13 protein-coding genes are annotated in these 16,780 nt (G+C 43.5%); 4 read left to right on the top strand and 9 right to left on the bottom strand.

All coding sequences use genetic code 11. From position 1 onward, the window contains the following. Positions 1-286: 286 nt before the first annotated feature. The 4 genes from FZC40_RS13230 to FZC40_RS13215 form a co-directional block, all read right to left on the bottom strand. On the bottom strand, positions 287-1,045 hold the full coding sequence (locus FZC40_RS13230; protein ID WP_148605108.1) for a class I SAM-dependent methyltransferase: 759 nt from the start codon (positions 1,043-1,045) through the stop codon (positions 287-289). 446 nt (positions 1,046-1,491) lie between these two features. Continuing rightward, entirely contained in the window at positions 1,492-2,859 is a 1,368-nt protein-coding gene (locus FZC40_RS13225) for a citrate/2-methylcitrate synthase (RefSeq protein ID WP_243135817.1), read from the bottom strand. Between the two features lie 179 nt (positions 2,860-3,038). Next, complete coding sequence (locus FZC40_RS13220) at positions 3,039-3,467, bottom strand: MarR family winged helix-turn-helix transcriptional regulator (RefSeq protein ID WP_148605106.1); 429 nt, start codon at positions 3,465-3,467, stop codon at positions 3,039-3,041. A 227-nt stretch (positions 3,468-3,694) separates the two neighbouring features. Continuing rightward, a complete protein-coding gene (locus tag FZC40_RS13215; protein WP_148605104.1) occupies positions 3,695-5,320 on the bottom strand; it encodes a diguanylate cyclase in 1,626 nt (541 codons plus the stop codon). A 348-nt stretch (positions 5,321-5,668) separates the two neighbouring features. On the opposite strand from FZC40_RS13215, the gene FZC40_RS13210 reads away from it, so the two are divergent. Together FZC40_RS13210 and FZC40_RS13205 are read left to right on the top strand one after the other, a co-directional pair. Further along, positions 5,669-5,875 (top strand): helix-turn-helix transcriptional regulator, encoded by a 207-nt coding sequence (locus FZC40_RS13210; protein ID WP_148605102.1) that lies wholly within the window; start codon positions 5,669-5,671, stop codon positions 5,873-5,875. Between the two features lie 10 nt (positions 5,876-5,885). Continuing rightward, a complete protein-coding gene (locus FZC40_RS13205) occupies positions 5,886-6,338 on the top strand; it encodes a hypothetical protein (RefSeq protein ID WP_186843750.1) in 453 nt (150 codons plus the stop codon). 84 nt (positions 6,339-6,422) lie between these two features. On the opposite strand, the gene FZC40_RS13200 is transcribed toward FZC40_RS13205, so the two are convergent. The 4 genes from FZC40_RS13200 to FZC40_RS13185 form a co-directional block, all read right to left on the bottom strand. Next, positions 6,423-6,926 carry a GNAT family N-acetyltransferase gene (locus tag FZC40_RS13200; RefSeq protein ID WP_148605097.1) on the bottom strand — a complete coding sequence of 168 codons (504 nt, stop codon included), beginning with the start codon at positions 6,924-6,926 and terminating at the stop codon, positions 6,423-6,425. Positions 6,927-8,169: 1,243 nt separating this feature from the next. After that, the gene (locus tag FZC40_RS13195) at positions 8,170-9,345 is read right to left on the bottom strand and encodes an MFS transporter (RefSeq protein WP_148605095.1); all 1,176 of its coding nucleotides are present in this window, start codon (positions 9,343-9,345) and stop codon (positions 8,170-8,172) included. A 48-nt stretch (positions 9,346-9,393) separates the two neighbouring features. Next, entirely contained in the window at positions 9,394-10,371 is a 978-nt protein-coding gene (locus FZC40_RS13190) for a uroporphyrinogen decarboxylase family protein (RefSeq protein WP_148605093.1), read from the bottom strand. 26 nt (positions 10,372-10,397) lie between these two features. After that, positions 10,398-11,027, bottom strand: coding sequence for a corrinoid protein (locus FZC40_RS13185; protein WP_148605091.1), 630 nt, complete (start codon positions 11,025-11,027; stop codon positions 10,398-10,400). 331 nt (positions 11,028-11,358) lie between these two features. On the opposite strand from FZC40_RS13185, the gene FZC40_RS13180 reads away from it, so the two are divergent. Continuing rightward, complete coding sequence (locus tag FZC40_RS13180) at positions 11,359-12,018, top strand: TetR/AcrR family transcriptional regulator (RefSeq protein WP_243135816.1); 660 nt, start codon at positions 11,359-11,361, stop codon at positions 12,016-12,018. Positions 12,019-12,125: 107 nt separating this feature from the next. Beyond that, entirely contained in the window at positions 12,126-13,961 is a 1,836-nt protein-coding gene (locus FZC40_RS17460) for a beta strand repeat-containing protein (protein ID WP_148605087.1), read from the top strand. Positions 13,962-14,043: 82 nt separating this feature from the next. Here the strand turns inward: FZC40_RS17460 and FZC40_RS13170 are convergent, their stop codons facing one another. Next, complete coding sequence (locus FZC40_RS13170; protein ID WP_148605085.1) at positions 14,044-16,722, bottom strand: bifunctional diguanylate cyclase/phosphodiesterase; 2,679 nt, start codon at positions 16,720-16,722, stop codon at positions 14,044-14,046. Positions 16,723-16,780 lie beyond the last annotated feature (58 nt).

Raw genomic sequence — 16,780 nt, 5'->3', positions numbered from 1 at the left:
TTTCTCTTTAAAAATATTTTTTTGATTATTCCGCTTGCTATTTTTCTTATCGCCACAATAAAACGCTGTGTTTGATCACCATCATCCCCAAAATATGCAGTTACAAACCAATTGGTTCCTAAATTCAATTAAAGTGCTATAATAATCTCAGATTTTAAATTAAAAAAAGCGAAGTAAAATTCTCATCAAAGAATAACTACCTCGCTGGCTTATTATTTAAATCTATATTGATCTATCATTTTAACTTCATTGCCTATATAGAACACAAACTTATGCTTTTACTAACCTATTTTTCCGCAAAAATCATAAACATTGGTGTTGATGCATAATTTATCTGTTCTTCATTATCCCAAACCTGTTCTCCAATATCCTGCTCAACCATTACTTTTTTAAAGCCGGTATTAATCAGAACAGCGGCATCCCATTGAGGTCGCATGGTTCGGCTTAACGGAAGATTTTTCGCAATTTCTTCCATCGCTGCCGTATCGGTATGGACATAGTGATCTTTCACGCCCTGTTTTTGAGAATTCATACGATCTTCTTCATATTCAGATTTTTTTGTTTCATCGAAAAGATGGAGATACCAATTTGCATCAAAATTCAATAGTCTGCCGCCAGTGACCAGCACACGGTGCCATTCTTTGTAAGCCTGATCCGGTTTTTCCAAATTCCAGGTCAAATTTCTTGTGACAATCAAATCAAAGGTATTCTCTTTAAAATTCAACGCATGGGCATCCATCTGGATAAAGTTAATACAGTTCTTTAAAGAGCCGGCATTCTTTTTTGCCCGGTGCAGCATAGCATCGGTATAATCCACAGCTGTTACATCATAGCCACAGGATGCCATGGCAATAGCAAAAAATCCCGGGCCCGTTCCAATGTCTAAAACTTTTAATTTTCTGCCGATCACATTGGGTTTATAGCGGTTAATCAGCTCTTTCCACACATCCATTTTATAACTGTTGAGTTCCGCCACATTGACCTCGGAATATCCCTCTGATCGGCCATCCCAATAATTTTCTACTTCTTTCAGAATATTTTCCATATTGATCTTTTTCCCCTAATTTATTAAATTAAAAAAAGCCACAAAGAAATAAAACGATCTTCTGACCGAATTAAGCCTTCATGACTTTGTATATACATGTATTTATTTGTAGTTTCTCATAATAAATACTCTTTGTCAATTGGAATCTTATATCTTTTTCCCAGAAAGAATATACAATTCATCGGTATCGACAAGATTTTTTATTTTAGAATGATTCACCCTATTTCCTCCATTTTTTCTTGATACAATTTCTTTTAACACCTATCTTCGCAAAAAAATAACCCAAAAGGACCTACTACAGTAGCATCCCTTTGGGTTCATCCCAAAACTAAAATATTTATAAACGTTGATTGCAATCAATGTTTACAAGATAGCATATTCTGTTTTTTTTGTCAAATATTTGACAATATTTTTTTGGATCGATGCAGAAGAAATCTCAACAGGCATTATTCCCGTTCAAGCAGACCGATATAATCCTGTTCAGTTGAAACATTCATATAGGCTGGTCGAATGATCTTATCCATATTGATTAATTCTTCTATCCGATGAGCACTCCAGCCGACAATTCGGGCAACCGCAAACATCGGTGTAAACAGTTCAAGGGGAATATCCAGCATACTGTAAACAAACCCGCTGTAGAAATCCACATTGGCACTAACGCCTTTGTAGATATGTCTTTTTTCGGCGATCACTTCCGGCGCCAAATTTTCAATCATCGAATACAGCAGGAAATCATCCCGGCGATCCTTTTCAATGGCCAGTTTCTCAACAAATTCCTTAAACACTTCCGCTCTTGGATCTGAGATTGAATAAACTGCATGGCCCATTCCGTAAATAAGGCCCCGCCTGTCAAAGGCTTCTTTATCAACGATTTTTTCCAGATACTGCCGCACCGCATCCTGATCGGTAATATCGCTGACATGATTCTTGATGTCTGTCATCATTTCAACGACTTTAATGTTTGCACCACCGTGTTTGGGTCCTTTCAGGGACGTCAGTGCTGCCGCGATAACCGAATACGTATCGGACCCGGATGAGGTGACGACGCGGGTGGTAAAGGTTGAATTATTTCCGCCACCATGCTCCATATGCAACACTAGAGCAACATCGAGAACCCGCGCTTCGACCTCAGTATACTGTTTATCCGGTCTCAGCATGGTGAGAATATTTTCAGCTGTTGATAAATTCGGATCCGGCTGATGAATATATAAACTATCTCCGCAATCATAATGATTATAGGCATGATAGCCGTAGACTGAAAGCATCGGAAAAACACTGATCAGCTTCATGCATTGTCGTAAAACATTTTCGATTTCCAAATTTGAAACTTCCGCGTCGTATGAAGCCAAGGTCAGAACGCTCTTGGTCATCGAATTCATGATATCCTTCGTTGGCGCTTTCATGATTACATCGCGGGCGAAGTTTGTCGGCAAATTCAGGCTGAATGCCAGATCACCCTTAAATATTGCTAACTCATTGCTGTTAGGAAGTCTGCCGAACAATAACAGATAGGCGACTTCTTCGTAGCCAAACCGTTTGTTTTTCACGAAGCCCTTAATCAGATCGATGATGTTGTAACCCCGATAGGATAGAACCCCATCGCATGGCACACTTTTGCCATCAATGACTTCCGAGGATTTAATCATCGAGATATTGGTCAGGCCGCATAAAACCCCTTTGCCATCTTTATCCCGGAGGCCTCTCTTGACGTCGTATTTTTCGAATAATTGACTTTCAATGGTTGAATTCTGCCGACACGTTTCACCGTATTGCTTAAAGTTCGCTGTATGTTGCTCGTTCATTTTATTTTCCATTAAACTTCTCCTAACTTATTTTTCTTTATTGGCCTTTGCAAAAAGTACAACCCTTTCACAATGATGGATGCTTATAAAACAGTTTTTAGCATCGTTTTAAAATAGGTTCAAGATTTATTTTTCCAAATGAAAAATTCCTCACTATAATACCACATTCACTACCGCGTTCATCTTAATTATTACAGTTCGTTGTTGATGTTGTGGACGATTTTCTTGGCGACGATCAGCATCGTTTTCTTTTCTTCGGCGGTGACGCCGGAAAACAGCGTCTCTGACAAATTGGTTCGCAATTTTTTGATTTCACTCAGGATCGGCCGGGATTCATCAGTCAGTTCCAGATGAACGATGCGGCGGTCACCTTCGTCATCGGTTCCGGACAGGTAGCCTCTGCGGATTAAATTTTCCGTGGCTTTGGAAATATGCGCCTTGGAAAAAAAACGGATTTCGGCAATATCCCTGGCCTTGTCATAATTCGTGCTTTCTAAAAACAGCAGGATCTCAATTTCGATTTTATGCAGTCCGTATTTTTCGGTGATGCGATTGTACTTTTTTTCATAGATCTTTTTAAATTGCTGCCCGCTGATTAATGTCTCAAAGTCATTCGTCATTTTTTTAACTCCTTAGTTTTGGTTCAGTATTGAACTGTTCTTTTCTGAACTGTTCAATACTGAACTATAATACCACTTTTTTTTAATTTGTCAAGTGGGAAAAATAAGCTGCTTTCTTTCCGTAAACGCGAATAAGCCCGGCAACCAAATGCCGGGCTTATTCGCGTGCAAAAAACATCAAGCAAGTCCTTTTGGGACGAATTTATCAGACTACGTCATACCGGCAATCAGAGGAACTGCACCTGGTTTCTGCCGTTGTTCTTCGCCACATACATCGCTTCGTCGGCCCGTGAAACAATGGTTTCAATGATGTTGTCCCCACGATAAACAGTAACGCCAAGACTTACCGTAATCCTTTTCGGTAGCGAAAAACGCTTTTCATGGATACAGTTTCTTATTTTTTCCGCTAACATTATGGCGCCATTTGCATCCGTTTCCGGGAGGATAAAAAGAAATTCTTCGCCCCCCCAGCGCCCGACGATATCTCGAGACCGGATACAGTCTTTAAAGATCGTTGCCAGTTCAATCAACATCATATCACCAGCCTGGTGTCCAAAATCATCGTTGACCCATTTAAAATGATCAATATCCAGCATAATCAAAGCAAAAGACCCACCCGTTTTCTTAGCATTTTTGGATTCTTTTTTCAGAGCGTCATCCAGCTTGAGCCGATTGTATAGTTGCGTCAGTTTATCCGTTTCCGATAGTTTTTTAATTTCGTCCCGTAGTTTCACATTTTCAGTGTTGTCCCGGGTCACCCCTAGTAATTCTTTGAACTGATTTTCATCATCGTAAATTCCGGACAGGATCGTATCCGACCAGAAGGCACTGCCGTCCTTACGAATTTGTAATTGTTCAAACCGCACCGGTTCAAAATACTCTCCGTTTTTCACCAGTCTGTTAATAAGCTTCAAGATGTGCTGCATCGTTTTGAGTATCGCGGGTGTAAAGTAATTGATTTCCAGATAGTGGTACATCACTTCATCAACCGTATAGCCGGTTATTCGTTCAACCGATGGACTGATATAGGTAAAATCACCCATCAGATTAACGGTGGAAATGATGTCATCTGCGTGGTCAGCTAAAAGCCGGTGTCTTTCTTCACTTTCTCTGAATTTAATTTCGAGTTTCTTGATGTCAGTTACATCGGTGATGACACTCAGTATGCAGTCTTTACCTTTTATCTTAATTATTTTTGATGAAATGCTTCCAAAATAACATTCATTTTTATTATTTCGAAAGGTCACCTCCATATTTTTGTAGAAGCCATTTTTTTTAAGGTCTTCATGGCTCGTCGTCAATTGCTCAGGGGTGATACCCAGATTAAAGCTTGCCAGATGTTTATGCAGCACTTCCTGTTCTGTGTAGTTGGTTAACTCCAAAAATGTTTGATTGGCGGCCATAACCGTCCACTCTTCCATACTGATGAGTACCGTAGCATCGGGGATATTGTGAAAAATCATTTCAAAATTCTTATTGGATTCTTTTAATTTGCTGACAGAAAAACAAAATTGTTTCGTCATCCTGTTGAAAATATCAGAAAACTTAAAAGAAGGTTTCTCACTGGTTGGAAAATTCTGTGGAACAACTTCAGCTGCATTTAATGTAAAACTTTTGAAGGAATTCTTAAACGTTTCCATCGCTTCTAAAACAAAACCACTACCGTGAACGTCATAAGACAGATCCCCATCTCTCAGGGCTTTCGATACCTGACGGATCTTTCTGATCAGGTCATTCAGTTCCACAAAATCATCATCTTCGGTAAATTTCTCCGATAGTTCGCTTTCTGTTTTCTCATCATTTAAAAGGGCTTTAAAATAATTCATCAGGGCTTTTGCTTCTTCGTTTAACATTAATAGTCCTCATTTTATTAATAATTGTTGTTTTCCATGTAATCCTTAGCATTACATTTTGAAAAGATCCAGTTTTTATACTATTTGTTTCAAAATGCTCCAAATTTTTTTATCACTAAAAAATCATTCGAAACTACCTTTTAATTTTAATCATATATTAAATATAATATCATATATTTCTAATGTTTGCAAGTTGTGCTGGTCAGATCGTTTTAGATTATTTATTATCCAAACAATGTCAAAAAAGCGGATCCGGATTTTATTTGCAAAGTCCGCTTGACATTTATTGCAAAGCGAGCTATACTAAAAATGCTAAGTATACTATGCAAATCAACAGAAGGTGTCAATATGAAAACACGCATTAAAGAATTGCGAAAAAAACGAAAATTGTCTCAGGAAGAACTGGCCCTAGAAGTCGGCACCACCCGCCAGACCATCACCTCGATTGAGGTTGGAAAATATACGGCATCGCTGGTGCTGGCCTACAAAATCGCCCACTATTTCGGGCTGACGATTGAAGAAGTATTTGATTTTTCAAATGCAAATGAATTTTAGGAGGAATACTATGGAAGAATTTAGAACAAAAGTCAATCGAAGAATCATCCTTGCTTCAGGCTTGACGCTGGTGGCCGTGGCCCTGGGTATTTATGCTGTCTTTTCACTGCAGAACGTTCCCGATGATGCCACGATGTCTGCGGGCTTTATTTCGGGATTTCAGTTCGGACTCATCATGAGCATCGGCATTTTATCAATGGTATCGGTCGTCAAGTTGCGGCGGGCTCTTAATGATGAGATCAAACTCAAAGTTTTATACAACAAAGAGCATGATGAACGGTTAAAAACCATCCGCAGTAAAGCGGGACAACCGCTGCTGTCAATCACATCCGTGTTGATGATTATCGCCGCCATCATTGCCGGCTATTTCAACATCGTCGTCTTCTATACCCTGGTGGCCGCCGTGCTGGCCCAGCTGGCCATCAGCGCCGGCGTCAAACTCGTCTGCATGACAAAAATGTAGTGTCGAAGCGTTCATCAAAAAAAGCAGCTCAAAAAACGAACCCTTTTTTGAATGATTATCACCATCAAAAGGGTTCGTTGTTCTTTATCGCGTCAGTGCATACATGCATGAATCCATGACTTTGCCATTTTTAAAAATACTCTTCTTGAAAATGCCTTCCAGCTGGAAGCCGGCTTTTTCCAGGGTTTTGCGAGCGGCCGTGTTTTCAGCAAAGGGCCGCGCATAGATTCGCTCCAGTGCCAGATCTTCAAAGCCCGTTTCGCATATCTGTGTGATCGCATCGGCCATAATGCCTTTGCCCCAGAACGGTTCGCCCAGCCAGAAACCCAGCTCGCCGCTTTTACAGCTGACATCTTCCTGCATCAGCAGGCTGATGGACCCCGACGGTGAGCCGTCAATTTCGATCGCTTTGTTAAGATGATTCCGTTTATGGGAATGAATGCTTTTGGTGATAAAAAGATGGGCATCATCCAGAGTATAGGGATAAGGAAACGTGTTTCTCAGATTTCCTGCGATCTTCTGATTGTTTGCCAATGGTACGATGCCTTCTGCATCACTCAGTTTCCAGTCTCTTAATTTAAATTCCATTTTCATGACCTCCTCATGCTTTTATAAATGATCCGAGTTTTCTAAACTGCCCGCTATGAGCTAGACTAAAGATAGCGACCTAATGCGTACCGACATTTGTTATCGATTTCAATTTATTCAGGTAACCTTATTAAAATTTGAGTTTATAATCAACCCTTCTCTCTCACCACTTTCTCACTACTTTTCCTTTTTTTTATTTTCGAAACCTGCAGATCAATCAATCCATTTATTCTCTGTTGTGTTCTAATTTTTCATAAGAGTAACATTATTTCCAAGATATGTCAATATTTTTTCTTTTAACAGCAATATATTATAGGTTCTTGTTTGTTATTTCTCAAACGATCGTCAAGGCAAGTAATATTTCGTTTGTTATTTAACAAATTATCTTTCTGTCTCAAGCGTCGCTTTAGCCGCAATATAAAGTGTAACCTTAATATTTAATGACCACTCAAATTGTTATTTTGAATACCTGATTCTGATATTTTAGTCTCATTTAAAAACATTTTTAATTTTTCGGCGTCAAAACAATTCTTAAAAATACATTTTATGATTTGCCGGGGCATTCTGCTTTTTTCTGTGCCTCAGAACCCAAACCGGCACTCCCCCAAAAGATAGAAAGATCTTCCCCGCAATTGCCGGCCGCCTTTTCCGGACGAGTGAAAATCACGCCTGGCAGATACCATTACGTGCCCTTTTTCATCCATATTATTGTTATATTCCGACCGCATGTCCCGATTATTTTTTTGTTCTGAACCGTCAGCAATCAGGAAAAAGCGACACTAATTAAGGATTGTTTAAGGAAGTAAACTGATTTATGACGGACCTGTAGCGATTGTGACCTGACGTCTTCCCGATAACAAAGAAGTTAAAAGGATCGTGTCGGCGCTGGTATTTACGCGCCCACGCGTCAGTTGCAAACCCCACGTTCACGGGCGATTACTAATCGCCCCTACAGGATTATGCAACAAGTTACCTGTGGCAACCCAAATGGATACTGTAAGCGGCGGGTATTACCCGCCCGCGCGTCAGTCGCCAGCCCTACGTTCACGGGCGATTAGTAATCGCCCCTACATTAATCAGTTACAGGATCATGCAACAAGTCGGTGATTATTTTGTCGCCCTCTTTTCTTCATTTTAAATATATTCCGGGCACACAAGAAAAACCGAAGATTCCCAGTCAAAACACTGGGAATCTTCGGTTTTCTTTTTAATTATAAGAATGCTGCGTTGTTAATGTTTCTGACTACTGTTCTCTTACCGGACTTGGTTTTAACGGATTCACAACCAGATACAGTAAACAGAAGACTGCCTGGACTCCCCCACTCACTAGGATAGGTGCGGTAACGGCATCACCAGTGATGCCGGCAATAGCGCCGATCCAGTAAGTTGACAGGAATCCGAAAAGATTCATGCCGGCAAAGAATAAGGATACCGCAAATGCCATCTGGGCGGGTTTAGCCGTCATTCCGATAATCATCATACAGCCTGGAATCAGGGTTGACATAGCAAACCCTCCAAGAAATGCGCCAACAGATAATATGTAAACATTTCCGGCATAAACAACTACTAGCGAACCCGCAACAGCGATGGCAAATCCTAAAGCGAGAACAAAGCGGTTGGAAATTTTGAAGAGCTTACCAAAGACGGAACCTGCAAGCATCCCACCGATAGTAAAAATTGCGAGGACAATCCCGGCTGTTGCTGTCGTACCCAGGCCGCGATTCACGATCAGGGTCGACATGTTAACTAACATGGGATAAATCGTCAGGGTAAAGATCCCGTAAACGAGTACCGTGATCCATACTTTTAAAGGCAGTTTTTCTTTGGGAACGAGCTCGGTTTGAACCGTTACCGGTGCTTGTGCTGGTTCCGGCAGGAAAAAGATAACCATAATGAGAGAAATAATACCAAGACCATGAGGCAAGAAACTATAATTCCAGCCGATTGAGGCAAAATAACCACCCATGTATTGCAGGATCATCCCACCAATATTCATCGCCAGGGTAACTATTCCGGTCATGGTTGCCAGTTTATCGCCTTCATAAAGACCCATAACCAGTGAATTAGCCAGTGGTGACATAATCCCCAGACCGATACCAAAGACGGCCCGTTCAATTAGAATAACGGTGAAGTCAGTTGCAAAATATGGAGCCACGCCGCCCAGTACAAAGAGCGTCATTCCCAGGATAGCCAGGGTCTTGTATTTGACTTTGCTTCCGGCAACGGATCCGGCAACAATAGTGGCCGGAATAACGAGTAATGATGGCAGGGTCGACACCAGCAGAAGCGTGGTGATCGGTAAAGTATTAAACTGAACAAAAATTGCATTTAGGGCTGGGGTAATGGTCCCAACTCCCATTCCAAAAAACGCCAACGCCATTATGGTAAATATTGAGAGGGGTTTTACTGATTGATTCATTTCTTTCTCCTTAAAATATAAATTATATAATTGATGTTAGCGAAAAATCTAGAAAAGTTCTTTACTCATGCGGTCAATTTCTTTGTTGATCGTTTCATACACACCCTGAAAGTTATCAATCGGAAGACCAGAGGTCTGACAGGGAATAAAATACTGCTTGCCGTTATCACGACAGGTTTTTTCCACATATTCCGCCACAATTTCCGGAGTCCATGCCGGGAAATCAACGAGTCCACTATGGATACCGCCCATGAAGGAAATTCCCCCCCCATATTCTTTAATGAGTTCGGGAATGTTATTCGTGTTCATGACTCCCTGCCAGATATCGATGCCCATATCGATCATATCGGGGACCAGATTGGCCGCATAGCTGTCGCTGTGGTGAACAACCAGTTCCACGCCATTGGCTTTATAGAAACCGTAGATTTTTTTGTAGGCCGGTAGGAAGAATTCCGCAAACATTTCCGGGGAAACAAAAGATGAAAGCTGACTACCCCAGTCATCATGATGGAAAATACAATCCGGATGGATTTTATCGATCATCACCTGAGCGAATTCCAATTCGTAGCTAAGCAGAAAGTCGATCAATTCCTGCATCGCTTCCGGTTCTTCATAAAGTGCCATTAGGGCATTTTCCATGCCCATGAGATGATGGGTCATTTCAAAAATTCCCGGAGCAAAGAATCCGGCGACATACTCTTCATTGCGGTCAACGGCATTTGCATGCGCAACGGCTGGCGCCCATGCTTCATCAGATGTTACAATCTCTGGTTTTTTCACAAATTTCTGCCATTCGGTAATATCCTGAATGACCGCTAAACCATCATGGTGAACCGGAAACATTCCCAGTTGACCTTCTGGCCATTGCCAGGTGATTCCCCAGTGATCTTTCCAGGTTTCGCCATAACGAAACTCAATACCTGTAGGCGTTTCCATAATAATGTTCAGGAATTCATACTGATTGACGAAACGGTCCGGTTTACCCCCATGAATTGTTTCCAGCAGGTTCTGTCGTTTTGTTAACATCCTTCTACCTCCTTATGATTTTATTGTTATACCGTAACCAGTGCTTTGGCTTTAACAGAGGCACTACCGGCATCCGGTGCGTATCCGTCGGCGCCAATTTCGGCAGCATATTCCGGTGTTACCGGCGCTCCGCCCACGATCACTTTCAAATCCGGGAATGCAGCTTTAATGGTCTGGACGGCTTCTTTCATTGCTGGCATTGTGGTGGTCAACAGTCCGGAACAGGCAACTAATTTGACATTGGCATTGTTTTTCACAGCTTCCACAAAGGCATCGGCTGAAACATCAACCCCCAGATCCACCATCTCAAAGCCGGTGCTTTCGATCATCATCGAAACCAGATTTTTTCCGATATCATGCAAATCCCCTGCGACGGTGCCAATTACACAGGTGCCCAGCGAGGACGAGCTGTCTCCTGCCATCAATGGTTTTAAGACCTCCACGCCTTTTGACATGGCTTTGGCGGCAATGAGCATTTCTGGGACAAAGATCTCTCCAGCAGAGAACTTATCTCCCACCACACTCATAGAATCCACCATGGCCTGCAGAATCTCGGCCGGGGCAATTCCGGCGTCCAATGCTTCCTGTACCAGTCCCGGAACAAGCTTCGATTTTCCGGCTTCAACCTTCGCTTTTACTTCTTCGATTTTTGACATGCTTTCTCCTCCTTTTAAACGAATTCAATTTTCTTACGAATTTTGACTAGCTGGTTGCTTTCCCACAGTGTTTATCGATTTTATATTTAATGTTTTTAAGCGCATTAAATAAGCATATATCCGATATATCCGAGGATTTGAGCCGAGTGATTATTTGCATTCAAATTATTTAACCGGTTCAATATTTGTATTGTAATCGTTTTTTTACGAAATGTCAATACTTTTTATATCAGTTTAATATTAACCGGTTCAGCAAAATAAACTTGCTTCCATAACCAGAAAGGTCTAAAATAAACTAAGACAAAAATTACCTCGAAAGAAAGAGATGCCGATGAAAAACCAGAAAGATAATATTCTCGAAACCGCCATCCGGCTATTTTACGAACAGGGCTACAAAAACACCTATCTGGAACAAATTGCCGAGCTTTGCGAGATTACCAAACCCCTGATATCCTACCATTTTAAATCCAAGTCAAAATTGGGCCGGGCCGTGAGCGACGCCTGCCTCTTTGCTTATAAAAACAAAATTGCCATGAAACTTTATACCGATTATTTTAAAGGACGAAAAACCGATCTTCAGGTCAGTGCCGCGGTAGAAATTCGTCTGTACAATCAATTGTTTCTTTCCGATGCCAACGCCATGCGTTTTATCAAAGAGCTGGCCGACGATAAGTATGAGGATCTATTCAGTCAGGAGGGAAATCGTCTTTATCAAATGCATGATCGCCGGTACCATCTGAAAATCAATCATGATTCGGATGAAATTTCCATGCTTGCCAATGCCGCCCGGGCCTCCACTTTCTCGATCCTCTGGGCCTACGATCGGGGCGATTTCAAATGTTCTGAAGAAGATTGCCTGGATTATATCACCCGCCTGAATTTTGTTCTGATGCATGTTGACAAAAACCGCATCGATGCCATCCTGGCTGAGAGTAAGCAAGTACTAGAAGAAGTTCACTTTGAATACAAGCCCTACTTTCAGATAGAATAGATGCTGTCTCATCAGAAATAAATAACCTAACCGACACATAACCGTCACATGAAGCTGGTATTCTATAAACAATCTTATAACTACATTAAAAGGAGTGAATTGATTATATGAATAAAAAGCGATTCTTATTGGTTACCCTGCTGATCATGGCATTGAGCAGTTTGAGTTTGAGTGCCTGCACCACAGCTAGCAGCGGAACCGTCATTTATGGCAAGGTCACCGCAATTAACGGATCTGACTTAACCATTGCGGTGGGAACCTTGAATGAAGGCAGCGGAGACAGTCAAACGACGACTCAACCAGCCAATGCCACTGACAACAGCACGACGACCCAGCCAGCCAATGCCACTGACAACAGCACGACGACCCAGCCAGCCACTGCCACTGACAGCAGCACGACGACCCCGCCAACCCCGCCGACAACAACCGGCACGGATGCCCAGACGCCGCCTTCCGGCACAGCCCCTTCTGGTACGGCTCCCTCAGGTACGGCTCCTTCAGGCACAGCCCAAGGCAGCATGCCGGAACTACTGACGCTGACAGGAGAAACCAGAACGATCACTCTGTCCGATGCGGTTTCCATCACCAAACAAAGCGCATCACAGCCTGGGAGCGGAGCAAACTCTACCAGCACTGATTCAGCCAGCGGTACGGCGGCCTCAGTTTCCGACATCACTACCGGAACGGTGTTGAAGATTACCTACAAATCCAATTCCCAGAAAATTGCTTCGCTCGAGATCATCACCGGCGGCGGGCAAACCGGTGGCAGCGCTGCCGCAGACACCGGCACCAGCGCCTACAATCTCACTGCCAGTGAAACCCTGACCGGCGGAACTTACACCTCCACCAATGCCGATGAAAATGCCATTCGGGCCGAAAACGGCATTACGGCTGCGCTTAACAATGTCACTGTCAGCAAAACCGCCGGTGCCGCCAGCAACAATGATGCCAGCAGTTTCTACGGTTTGAATGCCGCCGTTCTGGCTCTCAGCGATGCCATTTTGAATATTACCGGAGGCAATATTACTGCCACCGCTGATGGATCAAACGGGGTCTTTGCCTATGACGGTGGGACCATCAACATCAACGATACCACGATTAATGTCTCGGGGGGCAATTCCGGTGGCATCGAAGTCGCCGGCGGGGGCATCCTGAATGCCACCAATCTGACCGTCAAATCTACCGTCAAAGCAGCAATTCGCAGTGACCGCGGCGGCGGAACTATGGTGGTTGATGGCGGAACCTACTCAACCAGCGGCAGTTCCGGCGCGCCGGCGGTATACAGCACGGCTGACATCACGGTGAGTAATGCCGCTCTGACCGCCAATACCTCCGAAGCCATCGTGGTGGAAGGGTTCAACTCCGTTGCTCTTAACAACTGTACAGTCGCCGGCAATATGAGCGGAACCTACGGATCAAGCGGTGAAAACATCCATAATGTCATGCTGTATCAAAGTATGTCTGGCGATGCCGCCACCGGCAACAGCACCTTTACTATGAACGGCGGCTCACTGACCGCCAATAATGGCGATATGTTCTATGTCACCAATACCACCGCCAATATCCAACTCAGCGGTGTAACCCTGACCCCTGCTGCCAATACCTATCTGTTGCTGGTAGCTGGCAATGATGCCTCGAATGGCTGGGGAACTGCCGGCTCAAACGGCGGCAACTGTACCTTTACAGCCGCACAACAAGCCCTTGCCGGAGACATCAAAGCGGATGCCATCTCCACCTTGGATCTGACGATCAAAGATGCTTCCGCGTTCACCGGAGCCATCAATTCCGATGGCACCGCTGCGGCTGCCCTGAAAGTTACTCTCGATGCAACCAGCACCTGGTCCCTGACGGCCGACAGCTATGTGACTGCGTTTAACGGCAGTATGAGCAACGTCCAGCTAAATGGCCATTCTCTTTATGTTAATGGCGAGAAAGCAAGCTGACCCTCAGGCCCCAATAAAAAAATCACCTCACTGAAAATTCAGTAGGTGATTTTTTTGTTTCTTAAAACGTTATCCCGTTACGTTATTTTTTCGTGAACAATTCAAAGTTGTTCTTTTCGATCTCATCTGAGGATAAGGGCTTGAAATAGTAATATCCCTGAATTTCATCACAGTTCTCAGCTCTGAGAAAGCCCAGCTGAACAGCTGTTTCCACCCCTTCGGCAATCACCTTGAGCCCCAGCCTTTTGGCCAGATTGATCATCACCGTGATGATGGATTCGTCCTTGGCATTGACGGCAATTCCCTGGATAAACTGCATATCGATTTTGAGCCGGTCCACCGGCAGGTCTTTCAAGCGGCTCAGGGACGAAAACTCGGTGCCGAAATCATCAATACTGATGCTCACTCCAAGCGCTTTTAATTCACGGAGACATCGGGTCACATCCCCGGACTCCTTCATGGCAATCCCTTCGGTAATTTCCAGTTCCAGATACTTTGGTTCCAGCCCGGTTTCCGCCAGGCATTTTTTGATGACGTTGTCCAGATTGGCGTTTCGAAACTGCTCCAGTGAGAGATTAACCCCCATCGGTACTGGTTTGAACCCCGCATCCTGCCAGGCCTTGTTCTGAGCACAGGCAGTCAACAACACCCATTCGCCAATACTGTTGATGAGGCCGGTCCGTTCGGCAATGGGGATGAATACAGTTGGGGAAACAGCTCCCAAAGTCGGGTGGTTCCACCGCAGCAGCGCTTCAAAACCGATAATCTCCTTAGCGACGGTGCTGATCTGGGGCTGATAATGAAGATGCAGTTCGTTTCGTTCCTGAGCTCGATACAGGCTGTTGGTCATGCTCATTTTTTCCAGAACCCTGTTCTTCATATCCTCTGAACAAAAGGCAACCTGGCCTTTGCCGCTTTTTTTGGCGGCGTACATCGCCAGATCGGCATTTTTTATCAGCATATTTCCATTTTCCCCATCTTCCGGGAAAACCGCAATCCCACTGCTGGCATTCACATAAACTTCCTGTTCTTCAATGAGGACCGGCTGTTTAAATACGGCCATGATTTTTTCGGCGATTTCCACCAGATCTTCCAGCTGAGAAAGTTGGGGAACCATAATCAGAAACTCATCCCCACCAAACCGGGCCACAGTATCATATTTTCGCACACAAGCTGACAGGCGCTTTCCGATCTGATTCAGCAGCTGATCCCCCCAGTTGTGGCCCAGGGTATCATTGACTTCCTTGAAGCCGTCGAGATCAAGAAAAATCACCCCAATCAGTTTCCCGCGGCGTTTTGCCAAGGCAAGCACCTGTTCCAGACGATCTTTAAACAGCACCCGATTGGGAAGGTTGGTGAGCGGATCATAATAAGCCAATTGATTGATTTTTCTTTCCGTTTCGATCTTTTCAAAGGCATCTGCCAGGATGTTAGCCAGCACTCTCAGTAATTCGAGATCATCTTTTCGCCATGCTCCGCCGGGTCTGATCTGATCATACCGAATGAACCCGATAATGTGGTCCCGCCCTTGAATGGGAATGCCGGACACCGCTTTAATTTTTAGCTTATTCATTATTTCTTTTTCCGCTAGCTCTTCCGCCGTCAGGATATCTCCTGATGGTATCAAAACAATATCATTGTCAAGAAGCTTTTTTACATACCACGGTATCGTTAGCAACCGGTATTTTTCATTTTTTCCAATTTTCGACCAATCCGTTCCAATGGTTTCGCCCAGCCACTCATGCGTATAGCGAATATTTTTCATATCTTCAGAAAATATGCCGATAAAGGCCCGGTCGGCATTGATGAGGCCGCCGCTTGTTCTGAGCAAATCCCATACTTTGTCATTAAAATTAGCCCTGGTCACGGAAACAAAATTGGTGGTAATGCTGGCAATCATTTTCTGAAACCCGACCTGCTGCTCATTTTGTTTCAGCCGGGCAATATAGGTTTTATTGATAAAGGCGGCCAAAACAATGGCAATGGCGTAAAGAATCAGTCTGCCCAAATAATCCAGGGTCCCGACATAAACAGTCTGCTCCGGGACCATTAACCATAAAGCCATCCCGGCTACTAGCGTCACCGCTGAAACCGCCCAAAACATTTTTTTGCGTTTGAAGATAATCGTCATCATCAAACAGGTCAGTGGCGTGATCCAGATAATATTGCCCATCCGATCATTCATAAACCAAAACAAGGTAAACGGAATGGAGAATGCCATCATCACCGTTAATATCCGGTCCTGAACAATGATGGCTAAGTCGGATAGGCTCAGACCGAACATGATCAGTCCGATAATCACCAATACCGTGCTGAAGATCATATCTTCCCAGATTACCGTGGAAAAAAAGAAGCTCTTGAAGAGAATTAAAACGCTGATACTGAAATAAACCAGGGCAATGTAGCGAATAAAGGTTGAATGGGTGTCGGTACTTAAGATGTCGCTGAAATTCTGTTTTTGGTTGACTTCTTTTGGTCCTAAGATTCTGAATTTCTCTAAATTATAGGCGAATGTGATAACTGGTAAGAGTATCATCATTGGCGCAAAAATCGCAACCCAGCCCCAAATCAGCCCATCATCAACAACATTCAGTGAATTGACGATTGCAAAAACATAATTCAAGCTTGAAATACTCAGACAAATGCCGAAAAAAGATTGATTTAAGCGGGCTTTTCTATTGAGCATCAAACCCACTACGCCCAGAAGGGCATCAAAGATAAAGATGGCATAGAATATGATTGATAGTATGTTTTGCAGCATCCTTTATCCTCCTTCCCAACAAATTTCGGTACTGAATATAAACTAATTATTTCTTTCG

Source organism: Acetobacterium tundrae (assembly GCF_008086615.1).
Lineage (GTDB): Bacteria > Bacillota > Clostridia > Eubacteriales > Eubacteriaceae > Acetobacterium > Acetobacterium tundrae.
The sequence above is the reverse complement of the archived record's forward strand: the minus strand, read 5'-3'. Positions and strand labels throughout refer to the sequence as shown.

What these genes read in the sequence shown, in the direction of transcription:
- FZC40_RS13210 (WP_148605102.1), top strand. Translation starts at nt 5,669, where the DNA reads ATGAAAACACGCATTAAAGAATTGCGAAAAAAACGAAAATTGTCTCAG.
- FZC40_RS13215 (WP_148605104.1), bottom strand. Translation starts at nt 5,320, where the DNA reads ATGTTAAACGAAGAAGCAAAAGCCCTGATGAATTATTTTAAAGCCCTT.
- FZC40_RS13230 (WP_148605108.1), bottom strand. Translation starts at nt 1,045, where the DNA reads ATGGAAAATATTCTGAAAGAAGTAGAAAATTATTGGGATGGCCGATCA.
- FZC40_RS13180 (WP_243135816.1), top strand. Translation starts at nt 11,359, where the DNA reads ATGAAAAACCAGAAAGATAATATTCTCGAAACCGCCATCCGGCTATTT.
- FZC40_RS13225 (WP_243135817.1), bottom strand. Translation starts at nt 2,859, where the DNA reads ATGGAAAATAAAATGAACGAGCAACATACAGCGAACTTTAAGCAATAC.
- FZC40_RS13185 (WP_148605091.1), bottom strand. Translation starts at nt 11,027, where the DNA reads ATGTCAAAAATCGAAGAAGTAAAAGCGAAGGTTGAAGCCGGAAAATCG.
- FZC40_RS17460 (WP_148605087.1), top strand. Translation starts at nt 12,126, where the DNA reads ATGAATAAAAAGCGATTCTTATTGGTTACCCTGCTGATCATGGCATTG.
- FZC40_RS13200 (WP_148605097.1), bottom strand. Translation starts at nt 6,926, where the DNA reads ATGGAATTTAAATTAAGAGACTGGAAACTGAGTGATGCAGAAGGCATC.
- FZC40_RS13190 (WP_148605093.1), bottom strand. Translation starts at nt 10,371, where the DNA reads ATGTTAACAAAACGACAGAACCTGCTGGAAACAATTCATGGGGGTAAA.
- FZC40_RS13170 (WP_148605085.1), bottom strand. Translation starts at nt 16,722, where the DNA reads ATGCTGCAAAACATACTATCAATCATATTCTATGCCATCTTTATCTTT.
- FZC40_RS13195 (WP_148605095.1), bottom strand. Translation starts at nt 9,345, where the DNA reads ATGAATCAATCAGTAAAACCCCTCTCAATATTTACCATAATGGCGTTG.
- FZC40_RS13220 (WP_148605106.1), bottom strand. Translation starts at nt 3,467, where the DNA reads ATGACGAATGACTTTGAGACATTAATCAGCGGGCAGCAATTTAAAAAG.
- FZC40_RS13205 (WP_186843750.1), top strand. Translation starts at nt 5,886, where the DNA reads ATGGAAGAATTTAGAACAAAAGTCAATCGAAGAATCATCCTTGCTTCA.